General features: G+C 67.6%; 21 protein-coding genes. 12 read left to right on the top strand and 9 right to left on the bottom strand.

Annotated elements, in window-relative coordinates; translation table 11 throughout:
- Positions 1-52 precede the first annotated feature (52 nt).
- From PHLH3_RS11245 to PHLH3_RS11260, 4 genes are read left to right on the top strand one after another with little or no spacing between them, the layout of a single operon-like run.
- Positions 53-1,219, top strand: coding sequence for a PLP-dependent aminotransferase family protein (locus PHLH3_RS11245; protein WP_213629252.1), 1,167 nt, complete (start codon positions 53-55; stop codon positions 1,217-1,219).
- A gap of 14 nt (positions 1,220-1,233) precedes the next feature.
- Positions 1,234-1,836, top strand: a complete 603-nt coding sequence (locus PHLH3_RS11250) for a glutathione S-transferase family protein (RefSeq protein ID WP_213629253.1) — start codon at positions 1,234-1,236, stop codon at positions 1,834-1,836.
- 30 nt (positions 1,837-1,866) lie between these two features.
- Positions 1,867-2,409: a GNAT family N-acetyltransferase gene (locus tag PHLH3_RS11255; protein WP_213629254.1), complete on the top strand. Its 543-nt coding sequence runs from the start codon at positions 1,867-1,869 to the stop codon at positions 2,407-2,409.
- Positions 2,410-2,452: 43 nt separating this feature from the next.
- Positions 2,453-2,803, top strand: coding sequence for a GFA family protein (locus PHLH3_RS11260; protein ID WP_213629255.1), 351 nt, complete (start codon positions 2,453-2,455; stop codon positions 2,801-2,803).
- A gap of 241 nt (positions 2,804-3,044) precedes the next feature.
- Here the strand turns inward: PHLH3_RS11260 and folE are convergent, their stop codons facing one another.
- From folE to PHLH3_RS11280, 4 genes are all read right to left on the bottom strand, one after another.
- The gene (folE, locus tag PHLH3_RS11265) at positions 3,045-3,605 is read right to left on the bottom strand and encodes a GTP cyclohydrolase I FolE (RefSeq protein ID WP_021222675.1); all 561 of its coding nucleotides are present in this window, start codon (positions 3,603-3,605) and stop codon (positions 3,045-3,047) included.
- Positions 3,606-3,842: 237 nt separating this feature from the next.
- Positions 3,843-4,448, bottom strand: coding sequence for a protein N-lysine methyltransferase family protein (locus PHLH3_RS11270; protein ID WP_244863018.1), 606 nt, complete (start codon positions 4,446-4,448; stop codon positions 3,843-3,845).
- A 132-nt stretch (positions 4,449-4,580) separates the two neighbouring features.
- Positions 4,581-4,790, bottom strand: a complete 210-nt coding sequence (locus tag PHLH3_RS11275) for a cold-shock protein (protein WP_111264092.1) — start codon at positions 4,788-4,790, stop codon at positions 4,581-4,583.
- A gap of 350 nt (positions 4,791-5,140) precedes the next feature.
- Complete coding sequence (locus tag PHLH3_RS11280) at positions 5,141-5,482, bottom strand: helix-turn-helix domain-containing protein (protein ID WP_213629257.1); 342 nt, start codon at positions 5,480-5,482, stop codon at positions 5,141-5,143.
- A 90-nt stretch (positions 5,483-5,572) separates the two neighbouring features.
- Between PHLH3_RS11280 and PHLH3_RS11285 the strand changes: the two genes are divergently transcribed.
- Positions 5,573-6,121, top strand: coding sequence for a carboxymuconolactone decarboxylase family protein (locus PHLH3_RS11285; RefSeq protein ID WP_213629258.1), 549 nt, complete (start codon positions 5,573-5,575; stop codon positions 6,119-6,121).
- Here PHLH3_RS11285 and PHLH3_RS11290 read toward each other — a convergent pair whose 3' ends face one another.
- The 3 genes from PHLH3_RS11290 to PHLH3_RS11300 form a co-directional block, all read right to left on the bottom strand.
- Positions 6,122-6,679: a Smr/MutS family protein gene (locus PHLH3_RS11290; RefSeq protein WP_213629259.1), complete on the bottom strand. Its 558-nt coding sequence runs from the start codon at positions 6,677-6,679 to the stop codon at positions 6,122-6,124.
- 45 nt (positions 6,680-6,724) lie between these two features.
- Entirely contained in the window at positions 6,725-7,045 is a 321-nt protein-coding gene (locus PHLH3_RS11295) for a hypothetical protein (RefSeq protein ID WP_173178354.1), read from the bottom strand.
- Between the two features lie 100 nt (positions 7,046-7,145).
- On the bottom strand, positions 7,146-7,742 hold the full coding sequence (locus PHLH3_RS11300; RefSeq protein ID WP_173178355.1) for a cysteine hydrolase family protein: 597 nt from the start codon (positions 7,740-7,742) through the stop codon (positions 7,146-7,148).
- Positions 7,743-7,892: 150 nt separating this feature from the next.
- Here PHLH3_RS11300 and PHLH3_RS30650 point away from each other — a divergent pair, with 150 nt between their 5' ends.
- Entirely contained in the window at positions 7,893-8,024 is a 132-nt protein-coding gene (locus PHLH3_RS30650; RefSeq protein ID WP_274384541.1) for a hypothetical protein, read from the top strand.
- 49 nt (positions 8,025-8,073) lie between these two features.
- Positions 8,074-8,988, top strand: a complete 915-nt coding sequence (prmB, locus tag PHLH3_RS11305) for a 50S ribosomal protein L3 N(5)-glutamine methyltransferase (protein WP_213629260.1) — start codon at positions 8,074-8,076, stop codon at positions 8,986-8,988.
- Positions 8,989-9,158: 170 nt separating this feature from the next.
- Here the strand turns inward: prmB and PHLH3_RS11310 are convergent, their stop codons facing one another.
- Entirely contained in the window at positions 9,159-9,938 is a 780-nt protein-coding gene (locus tag PHLH3_RS11310; RefSeq protein ID WP_213629261.1) for a hypothetical protein, read from the bottom strand.
- 57 nt (positions 9,939-9,995) lie between these two features.
- Positions 9,996-10,982: an alpha/beta fold hydrolase gene (locus PHLH3_RS11315; protein ID WP_213629262.1), complete on the bottom strand. Its 987-nt coding sequence runs from the start codon at positions 10,980-10,982 to the stop codon at positions 9,996-9,998.
- A gap of 129 nt (positions 10,983-11,111) precedes the next feature.
- Between PHLH3_RS11315 and aroC the strand changes: the two genes are divergently transcribed.
- The 5 genes from aroC (at position 11,112) to mtnC (ending at position 15,409) form a co-directional block, all read left to right on the top strand.
- Positions 11,112-12,203 carry a chorismate synthase gene (aroC, locus tag PHLH3_RS11320; RefSeq protein WP_213629263.1) on the top strand — a complete coding sequence of 364 codons (1,092 nt, stop codon included), beginning with the start codon at positions 11,112-11,114 and terminating at the stop codon, positions 12,201-12,203.
- Complete coding sequence (locus tag PHLH3_RS11325; protein ID WP_213629264.1) at positions 12,200-13,351, top strand: MFS transporter; 1,152 nt, start codon at positions 12,200-12,202, stop codon at positions 13,349-13,351. Before aroC ends, PHLH3_RS11325 begins: the two co-directional genes overlap by 4 nt.
- Positions 13,348-13,962 carry a methylthioribulose 1-phosphate dehydratase gene (locus tag PHLH3_RS11330; RefSeq protein ID WP_213629265.1) on the top strand — a complete coding sequence of 205 codons (615 nt, stop codon included), beginning with the start codon at positions 13,348-13,350 and terminating at the stop codon, positions 13,960-13,962. The genes PHLH3_RS11325 and PHLH3_RS11330 overlap by 4 nt, the downstream gene beginning before the upstream one ends.
- Before the next feature lie 86 nt (positions 13,963-14,048).
- Positions 14,049-14,594 carry an acireductone dioxygenase gene (locus tag PHLH3_RS11335; protein ID WP_173178362.1) on the top strand — a complete coding sequence of 182 codons (546 nt, stop codon included), beginning with the start codon at positions 14,049-14,051 and terminating at the stop codon, positions 14,592-14,594.
- A gap of 131 nt (positions 14,595-14,725) precedes the next feature.
- Positions 14,726-15,409, top strand: a complete 684-nt coding sequence (gene mtnC / locus PHLH3_RS11340) for an acireductone synthase (RefSeq protein ID WP_213629266.1) — start codon at positions 14,726-14,728, stop codon at positions 15,407-15,409.
- Positions 15,410-15,412: the final 3 nt, after the last annotated feature.

Genomic DNA, 15,412 nt, shown 5'->3' on the forward strand with positions numbered 1-15,412 from the left:
TCGGTCAAGCAGTTTGACTCAATTTTCCCGTCTTCGCATCCGGTGACAACCCATGGCCTTCTCCGAACGCATCGCCCGCCTGAAAAGCTCCTTGATCCGTGAAATCCTTGCCGCGGCGCAGCGCCCGGAGGTGATGTCATTCGCCGGTGGCCTGCCGGCCGAACCGATGCTGCCGAAGGTGGAGTGGGCGGACATGCCGGTGAGCATGGGCCAGTACGGCATGAGCGAAGGCGAGCCGGCGCTGCGTGAGGCCATCGCTGCCGAGGCACAGAAGCTGGGTGTTCCCTGCGACGCCAGCCAGGTGCTGATCGTCAGCGGCTCCCAGCAGACCCTGGACCTGGCCTCCAAGCTGTTCATCGACCCGGGCACCGAGGTGCTGCTGGAGGCGCCGACCTACCTGGCCGCCTTGCAGGCCTTCCAGCTGTTCGGCGCCGACTGCATCGCCGTCGCCCAGGAAGCCGATGGCCCCGAGCTGGCGTCCCTGCGCCAGCGCCTGGAGCAGCACAAGCCGGCCTTCGCCTACCTGATCCCGACCTTCCAGAATCCCTCGGCCGTGCGTTACAGCGAAGCCAAGCGCGACGCCGTCGCGGCGCTGCTGGACGAGTTCGGCGTGACCCTGATCGAAGACGAGCCTTATCGTGAACTGGTGTTCGACGAAGGCACCGCCACCCCCATCGTCAGCCGCCTGAAGAAGGCCAGCTGGATCTACACCGGCACCGTTTCCAAGACCCTGCTGCCGGGCCTGCGCGTGGGCTTCCTGATCGCCAGCCCGGACCTGTTCCCCTACCTGCTGCGCCTGAAGCAGTCGGCCGACCTGCACACCAACCGCATCGGCCAGTGGCAGGCCCTGCAATGGCTGGGCACCGAGCAGTACCGCGAGCACCTGGCCGAGCTGCGCGGCTTCTATCGCCAGCGCCGCGACGCCATGCAGGCTGCGCTGGAGGAGCACTTCGCCGACCTCGCCACTTGGCAGGTGCCCCAGGGCGGGCTGTTCTTCTGGCTGGCGCTGAAGCAGCCGCTGGACACCCGCACCCTGCTCAAGCCGGCGCTGGAGCAGAATGTCGCGTTCATGCCGGGCGAGCCCTTCTTCATCGACCCGGACCAGCATCCCGGCTACCTGCGCCTCAACTTCAGCCATGTGGCGCCCGAGCGCCTGGGCGAAGGCCTGCAGCGCCTCGCCGGGGTCATCCGTCACGCACTGGCCGCCGAGGCCGCCTGATCGAGGAGTACGACATGTACAAGGTCCACGGCGATTACATCTCCGGCAACTGCTACAAGATCAAGCTGATCCTCACCCTGCTCGGCAAGCCCTACCAGTGGGTGCCGGTGGACATTCTCAAGGGCGAGACCCAGAGCGAAGCCTTCCTGGCGCTGAACCCCAACGGCAAGATCCCGGTCCTGGAGCTGGAAGACGGCACCACGCTGTGGGAGTCCAACGCCATCCTCAACTTCCTCGCCGAGGGCAGCGACCTGCTGCCCAGCGAGCCGCGCCTGCGCACCCAGGTGCTGCAGTGGCAGTTCTTCGAACAGTACAGCCACGAGCCCTATGTGGCGGTGGCGCGCTTCATCAAGCTGTACCAGGGCATGCCCGCCGAGCGCGAGGAGGAGTACCGCACCTGCCTGGTGCGCGGCTACAAGGCGCTCAAGGTGATGGAGCAGCAGCTGTCGCGCACGCCTTACCTGGTGGGCGAGCAGTACTCCATCGCCGACATCGCCCTCTACGCCTACACCCATGTCGCGGAAGAGGGCGGCTTCGACCTCTCGCGCTTCCCGGCCGTGCTGGCCTGGATGGACCGCGTGGCCAGCCACCCCAAGCACGTGGGCATGCTCGGCTGACAAGACACTATGGGGCAGGGAGGCCCGAACATGACGACACCAAGGTTGCATGGCCCGCGCGTCGGGCTGCGCCCGTTCAGGGCCGACGACGCAGCCGAGGTGCAGCGCCTGGCCGGCGACCCGGCCATCGCCGCGACCACCGCAACCATTCCCCATCCCTACTCCCTGGAACTGGCCCAGCGCTGGATCGCCAGCCTGGAACCCGGCTACCCGCAGCATCCGCGCATCACCTGGGCCATCGTCCGTCCTGACGATGACGCGCTGCTCGGCTGCATCAGCCTGATCGGCCTCGGAGCCGAGTCCGGCGAGCTGGCCTACTGGATCGGCACGCCCCACTGGGGCCGGGGCTATATGCAGGAGGCCGCGCGCCTGGTGCTGGCCCATGCCTTCGAGGTGCTCGGCCTGGCCTGGGTGGAGGGCTATTGCCTGGCGCACAACCCGGCTTCGGCGCGGGTGATGACCGGCATCGGCATGCAGCCCCTCGGGCAGCGCTTTGCCCGCGAATTCCGTGGCCGCGAGGAGACGCTGCTGGGCTTCCGCCTGGACGTGGCGCACTGGGCGAGGCTGGTCTAACGTGGCGACATCGGTTCGCGACGGGCCAGGCAGGGAGACGTCCATGAAATACAAAGGTGGCTGCCACTGCGGCCGGATTGCGTTCGAGGTGGACGGCAGTCCGCTCGCCGAGGTGATGGAGTGCAATTGCTCGCTGTGCAGCAAGCGCGGCTACCTGCTGTGGTTCGTGCCACGGGCGCAACTGACGCTGTCGACAGCGGATGCGGACCTGTCCACCTACCGCTTCAATCGCATGCACATCGCCCATCACTTCTGCGCCAACTGCGGCTGTGCGCCCTTCGGCGAGGCGGCCGATCCCAAGGGCAATGCCATGGCGGCGGTGAACGTGCGCTGCCTGGAAGGGGTCGATCCCGACACCCTGAAGGTGGTGAAGGTGGATGGGCGGAGTTTCTAGCGCGCTTGGTTCAGGCAGAACGATGTGTTGGATTCGACTCCGCCTGGTGGAGGTGAAAAGCGACCTCCACCCTACGCAGCGGTCATGCGGGATGCACCTGTAGGGGCGACTTCAGTCGCCCGGCGGTGCCGCGCCGCCGGTCTTTTGGGAGCCACTTCATTCGCGAGCAGAGCCCACCTCGGATCCTCGAGCCCGATAAACGAAAAAACCGGCCGAGGCCGGTTTTTTCATGGGGGCGGCTTCAGCGGATCAGGCTGAGGAACTCGCTGCGGGTCGCGGCGTTCTGGCGGAATTCGCCGAGCATGACCGAGGTGACCATGGAGGAGTTCTGCTTCTCCACGCCGCGCATCATCATGCACATGTGCTGGGCCTCGATGACCACGGCCACGCCGGCCGCGCCGGTGACCTGCTGCACGGCCTCGGCGATCTGGCGGCTGAGGTTCTCCTGGATCTGCAGGCGGCGGGCGAACATGTCGACGATCCGCGCGACCTTGGACAGGCCCAGCACCTTGCCGCTCGGCAGGTAGGCGACGTGGGCCTTGCCGATGAAGGGCAGCAGGTGGTGCTCGCACAGGGAGTACAGCTCGATGTCCTTCACCAGCACCATTTCGCTGTTGTCGGAGCTGAACAGCGCACCGTTGGTGACTTCCTCCAGCGTCTGCTCATAGCCGCGGCAGAGGTACTGCATGGCCTTGGCGGCGCGCTTGGGGGTGTCCAGCAGGCCTTCGCGGGAGACGTCCTCGCCGAGCTGGCCGAGGATCGCGGTGTAATGTTGCTCGAGTTTCTGATTGCTAGATTCCATGGGGCTTCCAGGGGCTAGTGAAATATCAGCGTGCCCGTCGTGGGCCTCCCGGTGCCCGGGGGCCGCACCGCGCGCCCATCTCGGTGGGCTCGGGACAGCTTCTGCACGCTATGGCCGGGTTGCTGGCGATAGAGGTGGGCATCATACCCGCCATGACGCTTCGGGTCGCGTCGGTGAAGCGGCCATTTTACTGCGGGCGCCGTTGCGCCCGGGTATCCATGTGCGCCATGCAAGGGCTCAGGGGGCGACTGCGCCTCGGCTGAAGTGCAGGTAGGAGCCCCTGAAGCGCTCGCCGTTGGCCAGCATGCAGTCGGCGTGGCTGATGTTCATGCCGTAGCCGAGCTCGGCCATCTCGTCGTGGAAGGTCTGCTGGCCCTGGCGATCCGGGTCGACCAGCAGTACTTCCACGGAACTCGCGGAGTGGCGGTCGATGAAGTCGGCCAGGTCGGCCTGGTTGTCATGGTCATAGAGCAGGTCGCTGCCGATGATCAGGTCGAACTCGCCGAACGCCTCGGTGCCGCCCCAGTCGCAGGTTTCGTAGCGCATCGGCGGCAGGCCGTTGAGTCGGGCGTTCTCGGCGAGGAAGGTGGGGATCAGCGGGTGGATGTCGCTGGCGGTCATGTCGCCGCCGCGCTGGTGGCCCACCAGGCTGGCCAGGCAGAGCCCGGCGCCGACTTCCAGCACGCGCAAGCCGGTGAGGTCGCGGGTCGCCATCGTCTGGGCCAGCGCTTCGCCTGCCGGCCACACCTGGCCGAACAGCGCCCAGGTGTCTGCGGTGATGCCCAGGCCGGCAGCCTCGCCCAACGGGTCATGGAATTGCTCGGCGTCCAGCAGCGATTGCATGTGGAAGTCCCGGCCGCCTACGCGGAAGGTACTGGTCTTTATCAGATAGCCTGGCATGTCGCTCCGTAGCGCTGGAAAAAGAGAAGGCAAAAAAAAGCCCCGGGAACCCGGGGCTTCTTTCGGAGGCGGGGGTCAGACCACCTGGACTTGCTCGGCCTGCAGGCCTTTCGGGCCCTTGGCGACCAGGTAGCTCACCTGCTGGCCTTCGGCGAGCGACTTGAAGCCGGCGCTTTCGATGGAGCGGTAGTGGACGAAGAGATCCGGGCCTTCCTGGGGGGTGATGAAGCCGAAGCCTTTTTCATCGTTGAACCATTTGACGGTGCCGGATTGACGATTGGACATGATGTATCTCCAGGGAAATGTAATGGCATCGACGCCGGGACATCCGGGTCGAGACTGAGGGCGAAAGCGAAGGAAGCCGAGGAGATGAAAAGATGGGAATCGTTACATCAGGTCAGAAATCGCAATGACACGTTGCATCCAGTGCGCACACCATACTCCTAATGCGGGAATAACCCAGGTTTATTTTTGTCGGTGCGCCGCCAGGGGCGTCCGGGAGGGAAGAAAAGGCCGCCATCAGCTGAATTTGGGGGGACCGATGGCGGCCCTACTGCAGCCCTCAGCAGGGCTTCCAGAGGATAGTGAGGCTCCCGCCACGCGCCATCGCCGCCCGTCGCCGCGCCGCCGGCAGCTCATGCGTCCGAGGGCGGCGGCAGGCGTTCGGCCCAGGTTTCAGCCCACTCGGCGAGGGGCAGGCAGCGGCGGACCAGTTCCTCGCCGTCCTCGCTGAGCCGATAGCCGGCATCCCCCGTGTCGATCAGCAGCGCCTGGCGCAGTTCGCCCATGCGGGTATTGAGCACCGAGGGCGAGAGGCCTTCGCAGCGTGCCTGGAGTTCGCGGAAAGTGGCTGGGCCCTGGCGCAGTTCCCAGAGGATGCGCAGGCTCCAGCGGCGGCCGAGCAGGTCCAGCAGGGCCATGATGGGCCGGCCGGTGGTGGAGCCGCGGACCGGTTTGCCGGGGAGGGGAAGGGTCATGATCTTATTCCTTGCTTCTTTTTTAGTAGCAGACGAGGGGCTTTGCTGCTACGTTTTGCGTAGCGTAACAGCCCGACAGGAGATCCGGCCATGAGCACTGCGCGTATCCACCCGCTCCAAGCCCCCTATGACCCGGCCGTGCAGGCCGCCTTCGACAAGGTGATGCCGCCCGGCGTGCCGCCGCTGAAGCTGTTCCGCAGCATGGCGCATAACCCCCGTGTGCTGCAGCGCTTGATCGCGGGGGGCCTGCTCGACCCCGGCAGCATCAGCCTGCGTGAGCGCGAGGTACTGATCCTGCGCACCACCGCCCGTTGCGGCGCCGAATACGAATGGGGCGTTCACGTGGCCTTCTTCGCCGAGCGCGCGGGGTTCAGCGCGGAGCAGGTGGCGGACAGCTGCAGCGAGCAGCCTGAGCCGTCACTGTGGAGCGCGGCCGAGTTGGCACTGATGGAGCTGGCCGATGGCCTGAACCGTTCGGCTCGGGTGGAGGAGGGGTTGTGGCAGCGGCTGGCCTCGCACTTCAGCGATGCGCAACTGATCGAGTGCCTGACACTGGTCGGCTTCTACCACGCGGTGTCGTTCGTGGTGAACGGCACCGGCGTGGAGCGGGAGGCGGGCGTGCCGCGCTTCCCGCGCTGACTACTCGTCGCGGCCTTCGAGCATGGTGCGGCGCAGCATCACGTAGAGCGCGCCTGTGCCACCGTGGCGCGGCAGGCAGGAGGTGAAGCCGAGCACCTGCGGGTGCTGGCGCAGCCAGGTGTTGACGTGGCTCTTGATCAGCGGGCGCTTGCCGTCCAGGCGCGCGGCCTTGCCATGGGTGATGCGCACGCAGCGGATCTCGAACTTCGCTGCTTCGGCGAGGAAGTCCCAGAGGGTTTCGCGGGCCTTTTCCACGGTCATGCCATGCAGGTCGAGGCTGCCTTCGAAGCCGATCTGGCCGAGCTTGAGCTTGCGCATCTGGCCTTCCTGCACGCCGTCGCGGGCCCAGTGCAGCTCGTCCTCGGCGCCGACGTCGATGACGAACAGGTCGGAGAGGCCGTCGACCTTGGTCGATTCGGCTATCTGGGTCGCGTTCTGCCGCAGGCTGGCGACCTGCTTGCGGTCGGCCTTCGGCTTGCCGGTTTCCGCGCGGTCGTTCTGGATGCGCTTCACGCCGCGCATCTCGTTGGTGAACAGGGAAAAGTCGTCGTCTTGCATAAGGCCTCCACGAAGGAGGCCTAGTTTAACCAACAGAGGGGGGCGTCAGTCGCGCTTCTTCATCAGCCCGGGAGACAGGCTCAGGTCGTTGCGACGGCGGGAGCGGCGGCGGGCGATGCGCCAGCCGGCGACGCCGAGCCAGAGGAACAGCAGGCCGATGACCAGGAGCACCACGGCGGAGCCGGTGCTGTCATTGAGCGTACCGAGGGCCGGCGGGCGGCCGAGCAGGGTGGCGGTGCCGGCCATGGCCAGCAGGATGCCGAAGCTGGCGATCAGGGCGGCCAGGGCCGCGGCGAAGCGCCAGCGCCAACTGCCCGGGCCACGGGGGCGCAGGCGGCGGGCATCGAAACCATCGGATAACTTCATCCGGACGTCCTCTGTTGCAATCGGGCGTATGACCGGCGCATGTCGGCGGGGTTCCGGTCATGCGCCCGATTGGATGTCGCCAGATGTGTAGCGCCCAGGCTCAGGCCAGGGCGCGGGCGTGGGGCACCACGCTGGCGAAGTTGTCGGCGAGGGCTATGACTTCGACACGGTGCATGTCTTCGGCGCTGATCACGCCGCCGTCGGTGGTGGGCAGGTCGCGGGTGGCGCAGGCGGCGCTGACCAGGGTGCAGCGGTAGCCGTAGTCCTTGGCGGCGCGCACGGTGGTGCTGACGCTGGAATGGGTCATGAAGCCGCAGACGACGAGGTCCAGATGGCCGATGTCTTGCAGGCGGTCATGCAGTTCGGTGCCGGCGAAGGCATTGGGCAGGCGTTTCTCGACCACGATCTCGCCCGGCAGCGGGGCGACTTCGGGGAGGTGCTGGCCGCGTTCGCCCTGGGGGTCGAGCAGGCCGCCGGGCACCCCCAGGTGCTTGACGTGGACCACGGCGCTGCCGATGGCGCGGGCTGCCGCCAGCAGGGTGGCGATCTCCTCGAGCGCGGCGTCCAGGCCGGGCAGGGCGAGGACGCCGCTGCGGTACTCCTCCTGCGCGTCGATGATCACCAGGGTGGCGTTGTTCAGGCTGGCGGGCGGGTAACCACGGCCACTCAGTTGGAACATGGATTTGGGGGCGGACATGCGGATCTCCGGTACGGCTGTGCCGCCCATTGTCCGCCGAGCGGAGAGATAAGTGAACCATGTCGCGCATCCGACTTGTCGATCCCGGTACGGCCGTGCACTATCGATGCGTTTCGCAGGATGCGAAGCCCCCCGCAGAAGGAGCTGCCCATGCCCGATTTCTCTGAGGTCCCCGCTTATTTCTGGTTGCTCTTCGCCCTGGCCGTGGCCATCGCGGTGATGCGCGAACTGCGTCGTGAACGGCGCGAGGACATCGGGCAGCCGCCGCGTCGCAAGCCATGAGTCGACGGGTGTAGAATCGCCTGTCCGTTCTTGCCTGAGGTCGTCCTTCGTGTCCGAATCCCGCTTGCGCACCCTGCGCGATCACATCCGCTGGGCGGTCAGCCGTTTCCATGCGGAAAACCTGTTCTTCGGTCATGGCACTGACAACGCCTGGGACGAGGCGCGCCAGCTGGTGCTCGGCGCGCTGCACCTGCCCTACGAGGTGGCCGACAGCTACCTCGACTGCCGCCTGGAAGACGACGAGCGTGCCCACGTCCAGGCGCTGCTGCGCCGCCGCATCCTCGAGCGCGTGCCGGTGGCCTACCTGCTGGGCGAGGCCTGGTTCTGCGGCATGCCTTTCGTGGTGGACGAACGTGTGCTGGTGCCGCGCTCGCCCATCGGCGAGCTGATCCAGCAGGGCTTCGAGCCCTGGCTGGCCGCATCGCCCGCGCGGATTCTCGACCTGTGCACCGGCTCCGGCTGCATCGGCATCGCCGCCGCCCACGCCTTCCCGGATGCCGAGGTGGTGCTGGCCGACCTGTCCTTCGACGCGCTGGAAGTGGCCAACCTGAACATCGAGCGGCATGACCTGGAAGACCGCGTCTTCACCGTCCAGGGCGATGGCTTCGATGGCCTGCCGGGGCAGCGCTTCGACCTGATCCTGTCCAACCCGCCCTATGTGGACGCCGAGGACTTCGCCGACATGCCCGAGGAGTTCCAGCACGAGCCGGCCATGGGCCTGGCCTGTGGCGACGACGGGCTGGACCTGGTGCGCCGGATGCTGGCCGAGGCCGCCGACCACCTCACCGAGCGCGGCACGCTGATCATCGAGGTCGGCAACAGCCAGGTGCATGTCGAGGCGCTGTATCCGGAAGTGGACTTCACCTGGCTGGAATTCAGCCACGGCGGCCATGGCGTGTTCCTGCTCGGCGCCAGCCAGTGCCGGGAGCACCAGGCTCTGTTCCGCTCGCGCCTGAACGGCTGATCGACGCCAAGCCCCGAAGCCCGTCCCACGCCAGTAGACGGGCTTTTTCATGCCTGGGGCATTCACAGGTGCAGGGCGGGTGAAACCCGCGTGCGAGGGGCACGGCCCTGTCGGGTTGCACCCGACCTACAAGCATTGTCGCGCGGGGCGTCTGTGGGTAGCGCGCAGGCTCAGTGGGTGGCGATCCAGATCAGCAGCCCCGCCTGGAACACCGCGAACACCACCAGGCAGGCGATGGTGAAGCGCAGGCCGCTGTCTTCGCGCTGGAAGGCGTTGACCCGCTCCTGCAGCTTGCGGATCTCGATCTCCTGCTGGTGCAGGTTGTGGTCGGCCTGCTGGAGCATGGCGGCGGCGTCGAGCATGTCGACGACCTGCACCTTCTCCCGGTTCCAGTCCTCGTGCAGCTCGCTGACGCGACCGGCGCGGTACTCGGCCTTCAACTGCAGCGCATCGAGGTAGGCGACTTCGAAGCCCTGGGCCTTGAGGAAGTGGTCGCGGCGCAGGCGGAGGTCCTCGGCCACCGCGTCCTTGGCCGCCAGGGCACCGCCCTCGACCTTGTAGTGCGGCCAATGGCGCCGCGCCCAGCCGATGCCGCGTGCCAGCAGGAAGCGACCAAGGCCGCGGTTCTGCGGCTCCAGCTGGAGGCCGCTGTCGGCGCCGAAGCGCACCTCCTTCAGGCGGTGGTCGGCCCAGACCTCGAACAGGTTCTGCTCCTTGCGCACGCGCTGCCCGGGCAGGTGCAGGCTAAGGTGCAACACGCTCTGGTCGGTGCTGTGGCGCTCCACCTCGCCGAGCTGGACGAAACGCAGCGGCCGCGCACCGGTCTGGCGATCGGTAGGCAAGGGCGCCAGGCGCAGCAGCTGGAAACGCTCCGGCGGCAGGTCGGCCCAGGGATGCGGCTGCGGCGTCGGTTCGGTGGTTTCCTGCTGTTCGGTTTCGTTGTCGGTCATCGAGCACAATCCTGTGGCGGAGTGCAGCGGCCCAGTGGCGGCGCGCTGACCTGACCCTTATCGGCCGCTTTTCCCGTCGCTGGAGGGCAGGCGTTCGATGAAGGCGATCAGGCGTTCGCCGAGCTCGCGGGCCAGGGGCAGGCCGGGGGAATTATAGGTGGCGAGCGGGTCGCGGGCATCCGCCGGGGTGATGCGCAGGACGTGGTCCATGCCCGGGATGATCGCCAGCTCGGCATCCGGGCGGATCGCCTGCAGGGCACGGGCATCGGCCACGTCCACCTGGCTGTCGTGGCTGCCCTGGACGATCAGCGCCGGTACCCGCACGGCAGCGAAGGCGGCGGCCGGGTCCTTGGCGAACAGGGAGATGAGGTAGGGCTGCACGCTGGGGCGGTAGAGCACCAGCAACGGCTTGGGCACGCCCGGCACCTGATGCCCGGCCCTGAGGCTGGCGAGGATTTCGTCGCTGCGTGCCAGCAGTGGGGGCGGCAGGCGCCGTTGCAGTTGCTCCTGCAGCACCTGGTCGATGGGGCGGGCGCTGCCGGCGATGGAGACCAGCGCATCGGCACCGGCATCCGGTGCGGCCAGGCTGGCGATCAGGGCGCCTTCGCTGTGGCCGATCAGCACCAGGCGCGAGAAGCGCGGGTCGGCCTTGAGCGTGTGGCCCCAGGCCACCGCATCGGCCACGTAGAGGTCGACGCTCAGTTGCCGCTCGTCGGGGCCGGCGGCCTGGCTCGCAGCGATGCCGCGCTTGTCGTAGCGCACGCTGGCGATGCCGTGGCGCGCCAGCAGCTCGGCGAGCTTCTTCAGGCTGTCGTTGCGCCCGCCCATGGGGTTGTTGCCGTTGCGGTCGGTGGGGCCGGAACCGGACAGCAGCAGTGCCACCGGCACCGGGGCGTCGGTCCCGGGGCGCAGCAGGGTGCCATGCAGCGTGCCGCTGGCGGTCTCCAGCTCGATGGGGCGCTGGAGGACGGTCCAGGGGCTGGCCAGGGCTGTGCCGGTGAAGGAGAGCAGGAGCAGGGCGAGCAGGGGGATGAGGCGTGGCATGAAGGGTTCCGGGTACGGCGACGTGGGTTTGACGCCGGCGCCGACGCAAGGTTCGTGGGTGAACTGGCCGGGCGCCGCAGGTATACTCCTCGGCCTTTCTTCGAGGCCAATTTCAGCGGAGCACTGTGCATGTCCGGCAACACCTACGGCAAGCTGTTCACCGTCACCACGGCTGGCGAAAGCCACGGCCCGGCGCTGGTCGCCATCGTCGACGGCTGCCCGCCCGGGCTGGAGCTTTCCCTGGAGGACCTGCAGCGTGACCTCGACCGCCGCAAGCCGGGCACCAGCCGTCACACCACCCAGCGCCAGGAGGCCGACGAGGTGGAAATCCTCTCCGGCGTCTTCGAAGGCCGCACCACCGGCTGCTCCATCGGCCTGCTGATCCGCAACACCGACCAGAAGTCCAAGGACTACTCGGCGATCAAGGACCTGTTCCGCCCGGCTCACGCCGACTACACCTACCACCACAAGTACGGCGTCCGCGACTACCGCGGCGGAGGCCGTTCCTCGGCGCGTGAGACCGCCATGCGCGTCGCCGCCGGCGCCATCGCCAAGAAGTGGCTGGCCGGGCAGGGCATCCGCATCCGCGGCTACATGAGCCAGCTCGGCCCGATCGAGATCCCCTTCAAGACCTGGGACTCGGTGGAGCAGAACGCCTTCTTCAGCCCCGACCCGGACAAGGTGCCGGAGCTGGAGGCCTACATGGACCAGCTGCGCCGTGACCAGGATTCCGTCGGCGCCAAGATCACCGTCATCGCCGAAGGCGTGCCGCCGGGCCTGGGCGAGCCGATCTTCGACCGCCTGGACGCGGAGCTCGCCCACGCGCTGATGAGCATCAACGCGGTGAAGGGCGTGGAGATCGGCGCCGGCTTCGCGTGCGTCGCCCAGCGCGGCACCGAGCATCGCGACGAGCTGACCCCGGAAGGCTTCCTCAGCAACAACGCCGGCGGCATCCTCGGCGGCATTTCCTCGGGCCAGCCGATCGTTGCCCACCTGGCGCTCAAGCCCACTTCCAGCATCACCACGCCGGGCCGATCCATCGACGTCGACGGCAACCCGGTGGACGTGATCACCAAGGGCCGCCACGACCCCTGCGTCGGTATCCGCGCCACGCCCATCGCCGAAGCCATGATGGCCATCGTGCTGATGGACCACCTGCTGCGCCACCGCGGGCAGAACGCCGATGTGCGCGTCACCACCCCGGTGCTCGGCCAGCTGTGACCGGCGGCGCGCTGCCGTATTGGCGGCTGTCCGGCTTCTACCTGTTCTACTTCGCCCTGCTGGGGGCCACGGCGCCCTTCCTCGGGCTCTACTTCGCCCACCTGGGCTTCTCCGCCGCGCGCATCGGCGAGCTGGTGGCCATCCCCATGCTGATGCGCTGCGTGGCGCCCAACCTCTGGGGCTGGCTGGGCGACCGCAGCGGCCGGCGCCTGGCCATCGTCCGGCTGGGCGCGTTCTGCACCCTGTGCACCTTCGCGCTGATCTTCGTCGACAAGAGCTACGCCTGGCTGGCGATGATCATGGCCCTGCACGCTTTCTTCTGGCATGCGGTACTGCCGCAGTTCGAAGTGATCACCCTGGCCCATCTCAGGGAGCAGGCCGCGCGCTACAGCCAGATCCGCCTGTGGGGCTCCATCGGCTTCATTCTCACCGTGGTCGGCCTGGGCAAGGCGTTCGAGGTGTTCAGCCTGGACGTCTACCCGGTGGCGCTGGTGGTCATCATGGCCGGCATCGTGCTCAGCAGCTGGTGGGTGCCCAATGCCACGCCGGTGGCCCGGGAGGGAGGCGCCCGCGGCGGTTTCCTCGACCAGCTGCGGCAACCCGGCGTGCTGGCGTTCTACCTGTGCGTGGGGTTGATGCAGCTGTCCCACGGCCCGTACTACACCTTCCAGACCATCTACCTCGAAAGCCTCGGCTACCCGCGCGGCTTCATCGGCCAGCTGTGGGCGCTGGGCGTGGTGGCGGAGGTCTTGATGTTCCTGGCGATGGCGCGCATCCTCTCGCGCTTCCCGGTTCGCCAGGTGCTGGCCGCGAGCTTCCTGCTCGCGGCGTTGCGCTGGCTGCTGCTGGGGCATCTTGCCGACAACCTCGCGGTGCTGCTGTTCGCCCAAGTGCTCCATGCGGCGACCTTCGGCAGCTTCCATGCGGCGGCCATCCATTTCGTGCAACGCCAGTTCGGCCCGCAGCAGCAAGGCCAGGGCCAGGCGCTCTACGCAGCACTCGCCGGCACCGGCGGCGCGCTCGGGGCCCTGTACTCGGGTTACAGCTGGAACAGCCTGGGTGCCTCCTGGACCTTCGTCATCGCCAGCCTGGCCGCCATGGCTGCTGCCGTTATCATTGCCACTCAATTGAAAGAGGAGCGGGCATGAACCGCGAAACACTCACCCGTGAAATCATCGAGGCCGGCCGCTTCCTCTATGGTCGCGGCTGGTCCCCGGCGACCAGCAGCAACTACTCGGCGCGGCTGTCGGCCGACCAGGCACTGCTGACCGTCTCCGGCAAGCACAAGGGCCAGCTCGGCGAGGACGACGTCCTGGCCACCGACCTCGACGGCATCAGCCAGGAGCCCGGCAAGAAGCCCTCCGCCGAGACCCTGCTGCACACCCAGCTGTACCGCTGGCAGCCGGGGATCGGCGCCGTGCTGCACACCCATTCGGTCAATGCCACGGTGCTCTCGCGCCTGACCCTGGCCGACTCGCTGGTGTTCGCCGACTACGAGTTGCAGAAGGCCTTCAGCGGCGTCTCCACCCACGAGTCGCAGGTGCTGGTGCCGATCTTCGACAACGACCAGGACATCGCCCGCCTGGCCGCGAAGGTGCAGCCCTGGCTGGACGCGCATCCCGACTGCGTCGGCTACCTGATCCGTGGCCACGGCCTCTACACCTGGGGCCCACGCATGAGCGACGCGCTGCGCCAGGTCGAAGCCTTCGAATTCCTGTTCGAGTGCGAGCTGAAGGTTCGCGCCCTCCATAAACCCTGACGCTTCCTTCCGCCGAAGGTGCATGACCGATCGAGCGTCCGCCCGACCTGCCCCAGAGCGGGAGCGCGGCGCCAGGAGCAGCCCCGATGAGCAGCCTTACCGTCTACCACGAGTCCAGCCCCGACGTTCCGAACAAGATGCTGACCCATGTCGATGACATCGCCAGCACCCTCGCCGATGTCGGCGTGCGCTTCGAGCGTTGGCAGGCCAGTGCGCCGATCACCGCCGGCGCGTCCCAGGAGGAGGTGATCGCCGCCTACCGCCCGCAGATCGACGCCCTGATGCAGGAGCGCGGCTACGTGACGGTGGACGTGGTCAGCCTCGACCGCGACCACCCGCAGAAGGCAGAGCTGCGTGCCAAGTTCCTCGACGAGCACCGCCACGCCGAGGACGAAGTGCGCTTCTTCGTCGCCGGGCGCGGCCTGTTCACCCTGCACATCGACGACTATGTCTACGCCGTCTTGTGCGAGAAGAACGACCTGATCTCGGTGCCCGCCGGCACCCGCCACTGGTTCGACATGGGCGAGGAACCGCATTTCGTCGCCATCCGCCTGTTCAACAACCCCGAGGGCTGGGTGGCGCAGTTCACCGGCGAGGACATCGCCAGCCGCTTCCCGCGGTTGGAGGATTGAGGTGGCAGGTTTGGGGAAAGCGGTGGGCTGAAGCCCACCCTACGCCCACCCTGCGTCCACCCTGTGCTCGTGCCTCACTTGCCCGCTGTCCCCGCTCGGGGCTCATTGAATAACGCGACACCGGAGCCTGCATGCCCATCAAAGCCATCCTCACCGATATCGAAGGCACCACCAGTGCCGTCAGCTTCGTCTTCGACGTGCTCTTCCCCTATGCCGCCCGCCACCTGCCGGAGTTCGTGCTGACCCACGCCGAGCGGGCGGATGTCGCCGAGCAGCTGCAGGCTGTGCGTGTGGAGAGCGGCGAGGCCGATGCCGATGTGCGACGGGTGGTGGAGATCCTCCTCGGCTGGATCGCCGAAGACCGCAAGGCCACGCCGCTGAAGGCGCTGCAGGGCATGGTCTGGGAGCAGGGCTATGCCGCCGGCCAGCTCAAGGGCCACGTCTATCCGGACGCGGTGGATGCGCTGAAGCGCTGGAAGCAGGACGGCTACGACCTCTATGTCTATTCCTCCGGCTCGATCCAGGCGCAGAAGCTGATCTTCGGCTGCTCCGAGGCGGGCGACCTGACGCCGCTGTTCTCCGGCTACTTCGACACCACCTCCGGTCCCAAGCGCGAGGCGGCCTCCTATGCGCGCATCGCCGAGGCCATTGGGCGCCCGGCCGAGGACATCCTCTTCCTCTCCGATGTGGTGCAGGAGCTGGACGCCGCGCAGCAGGCCGGCATGCCCACCATCGGCCTGGCCCGCGAAGGCGGTGAGCTCGCCGGCCATCCCACCGTGGCCAGCTTCGCCGTGATCGACCCGGCGCGCGCCTGAGCC

The sequence above is a fragment of the Pseudomonas sp. Pc102 genome (genome assembly GCF_018408275.1).
Taxonomy (GTDB): Bacteria; Pseudomonadota; Gammaproteobacteria; order Pseudomonadales; family Pseudomonadaceae; genus Metapseudomonas; species Metapseudomonas tohonis.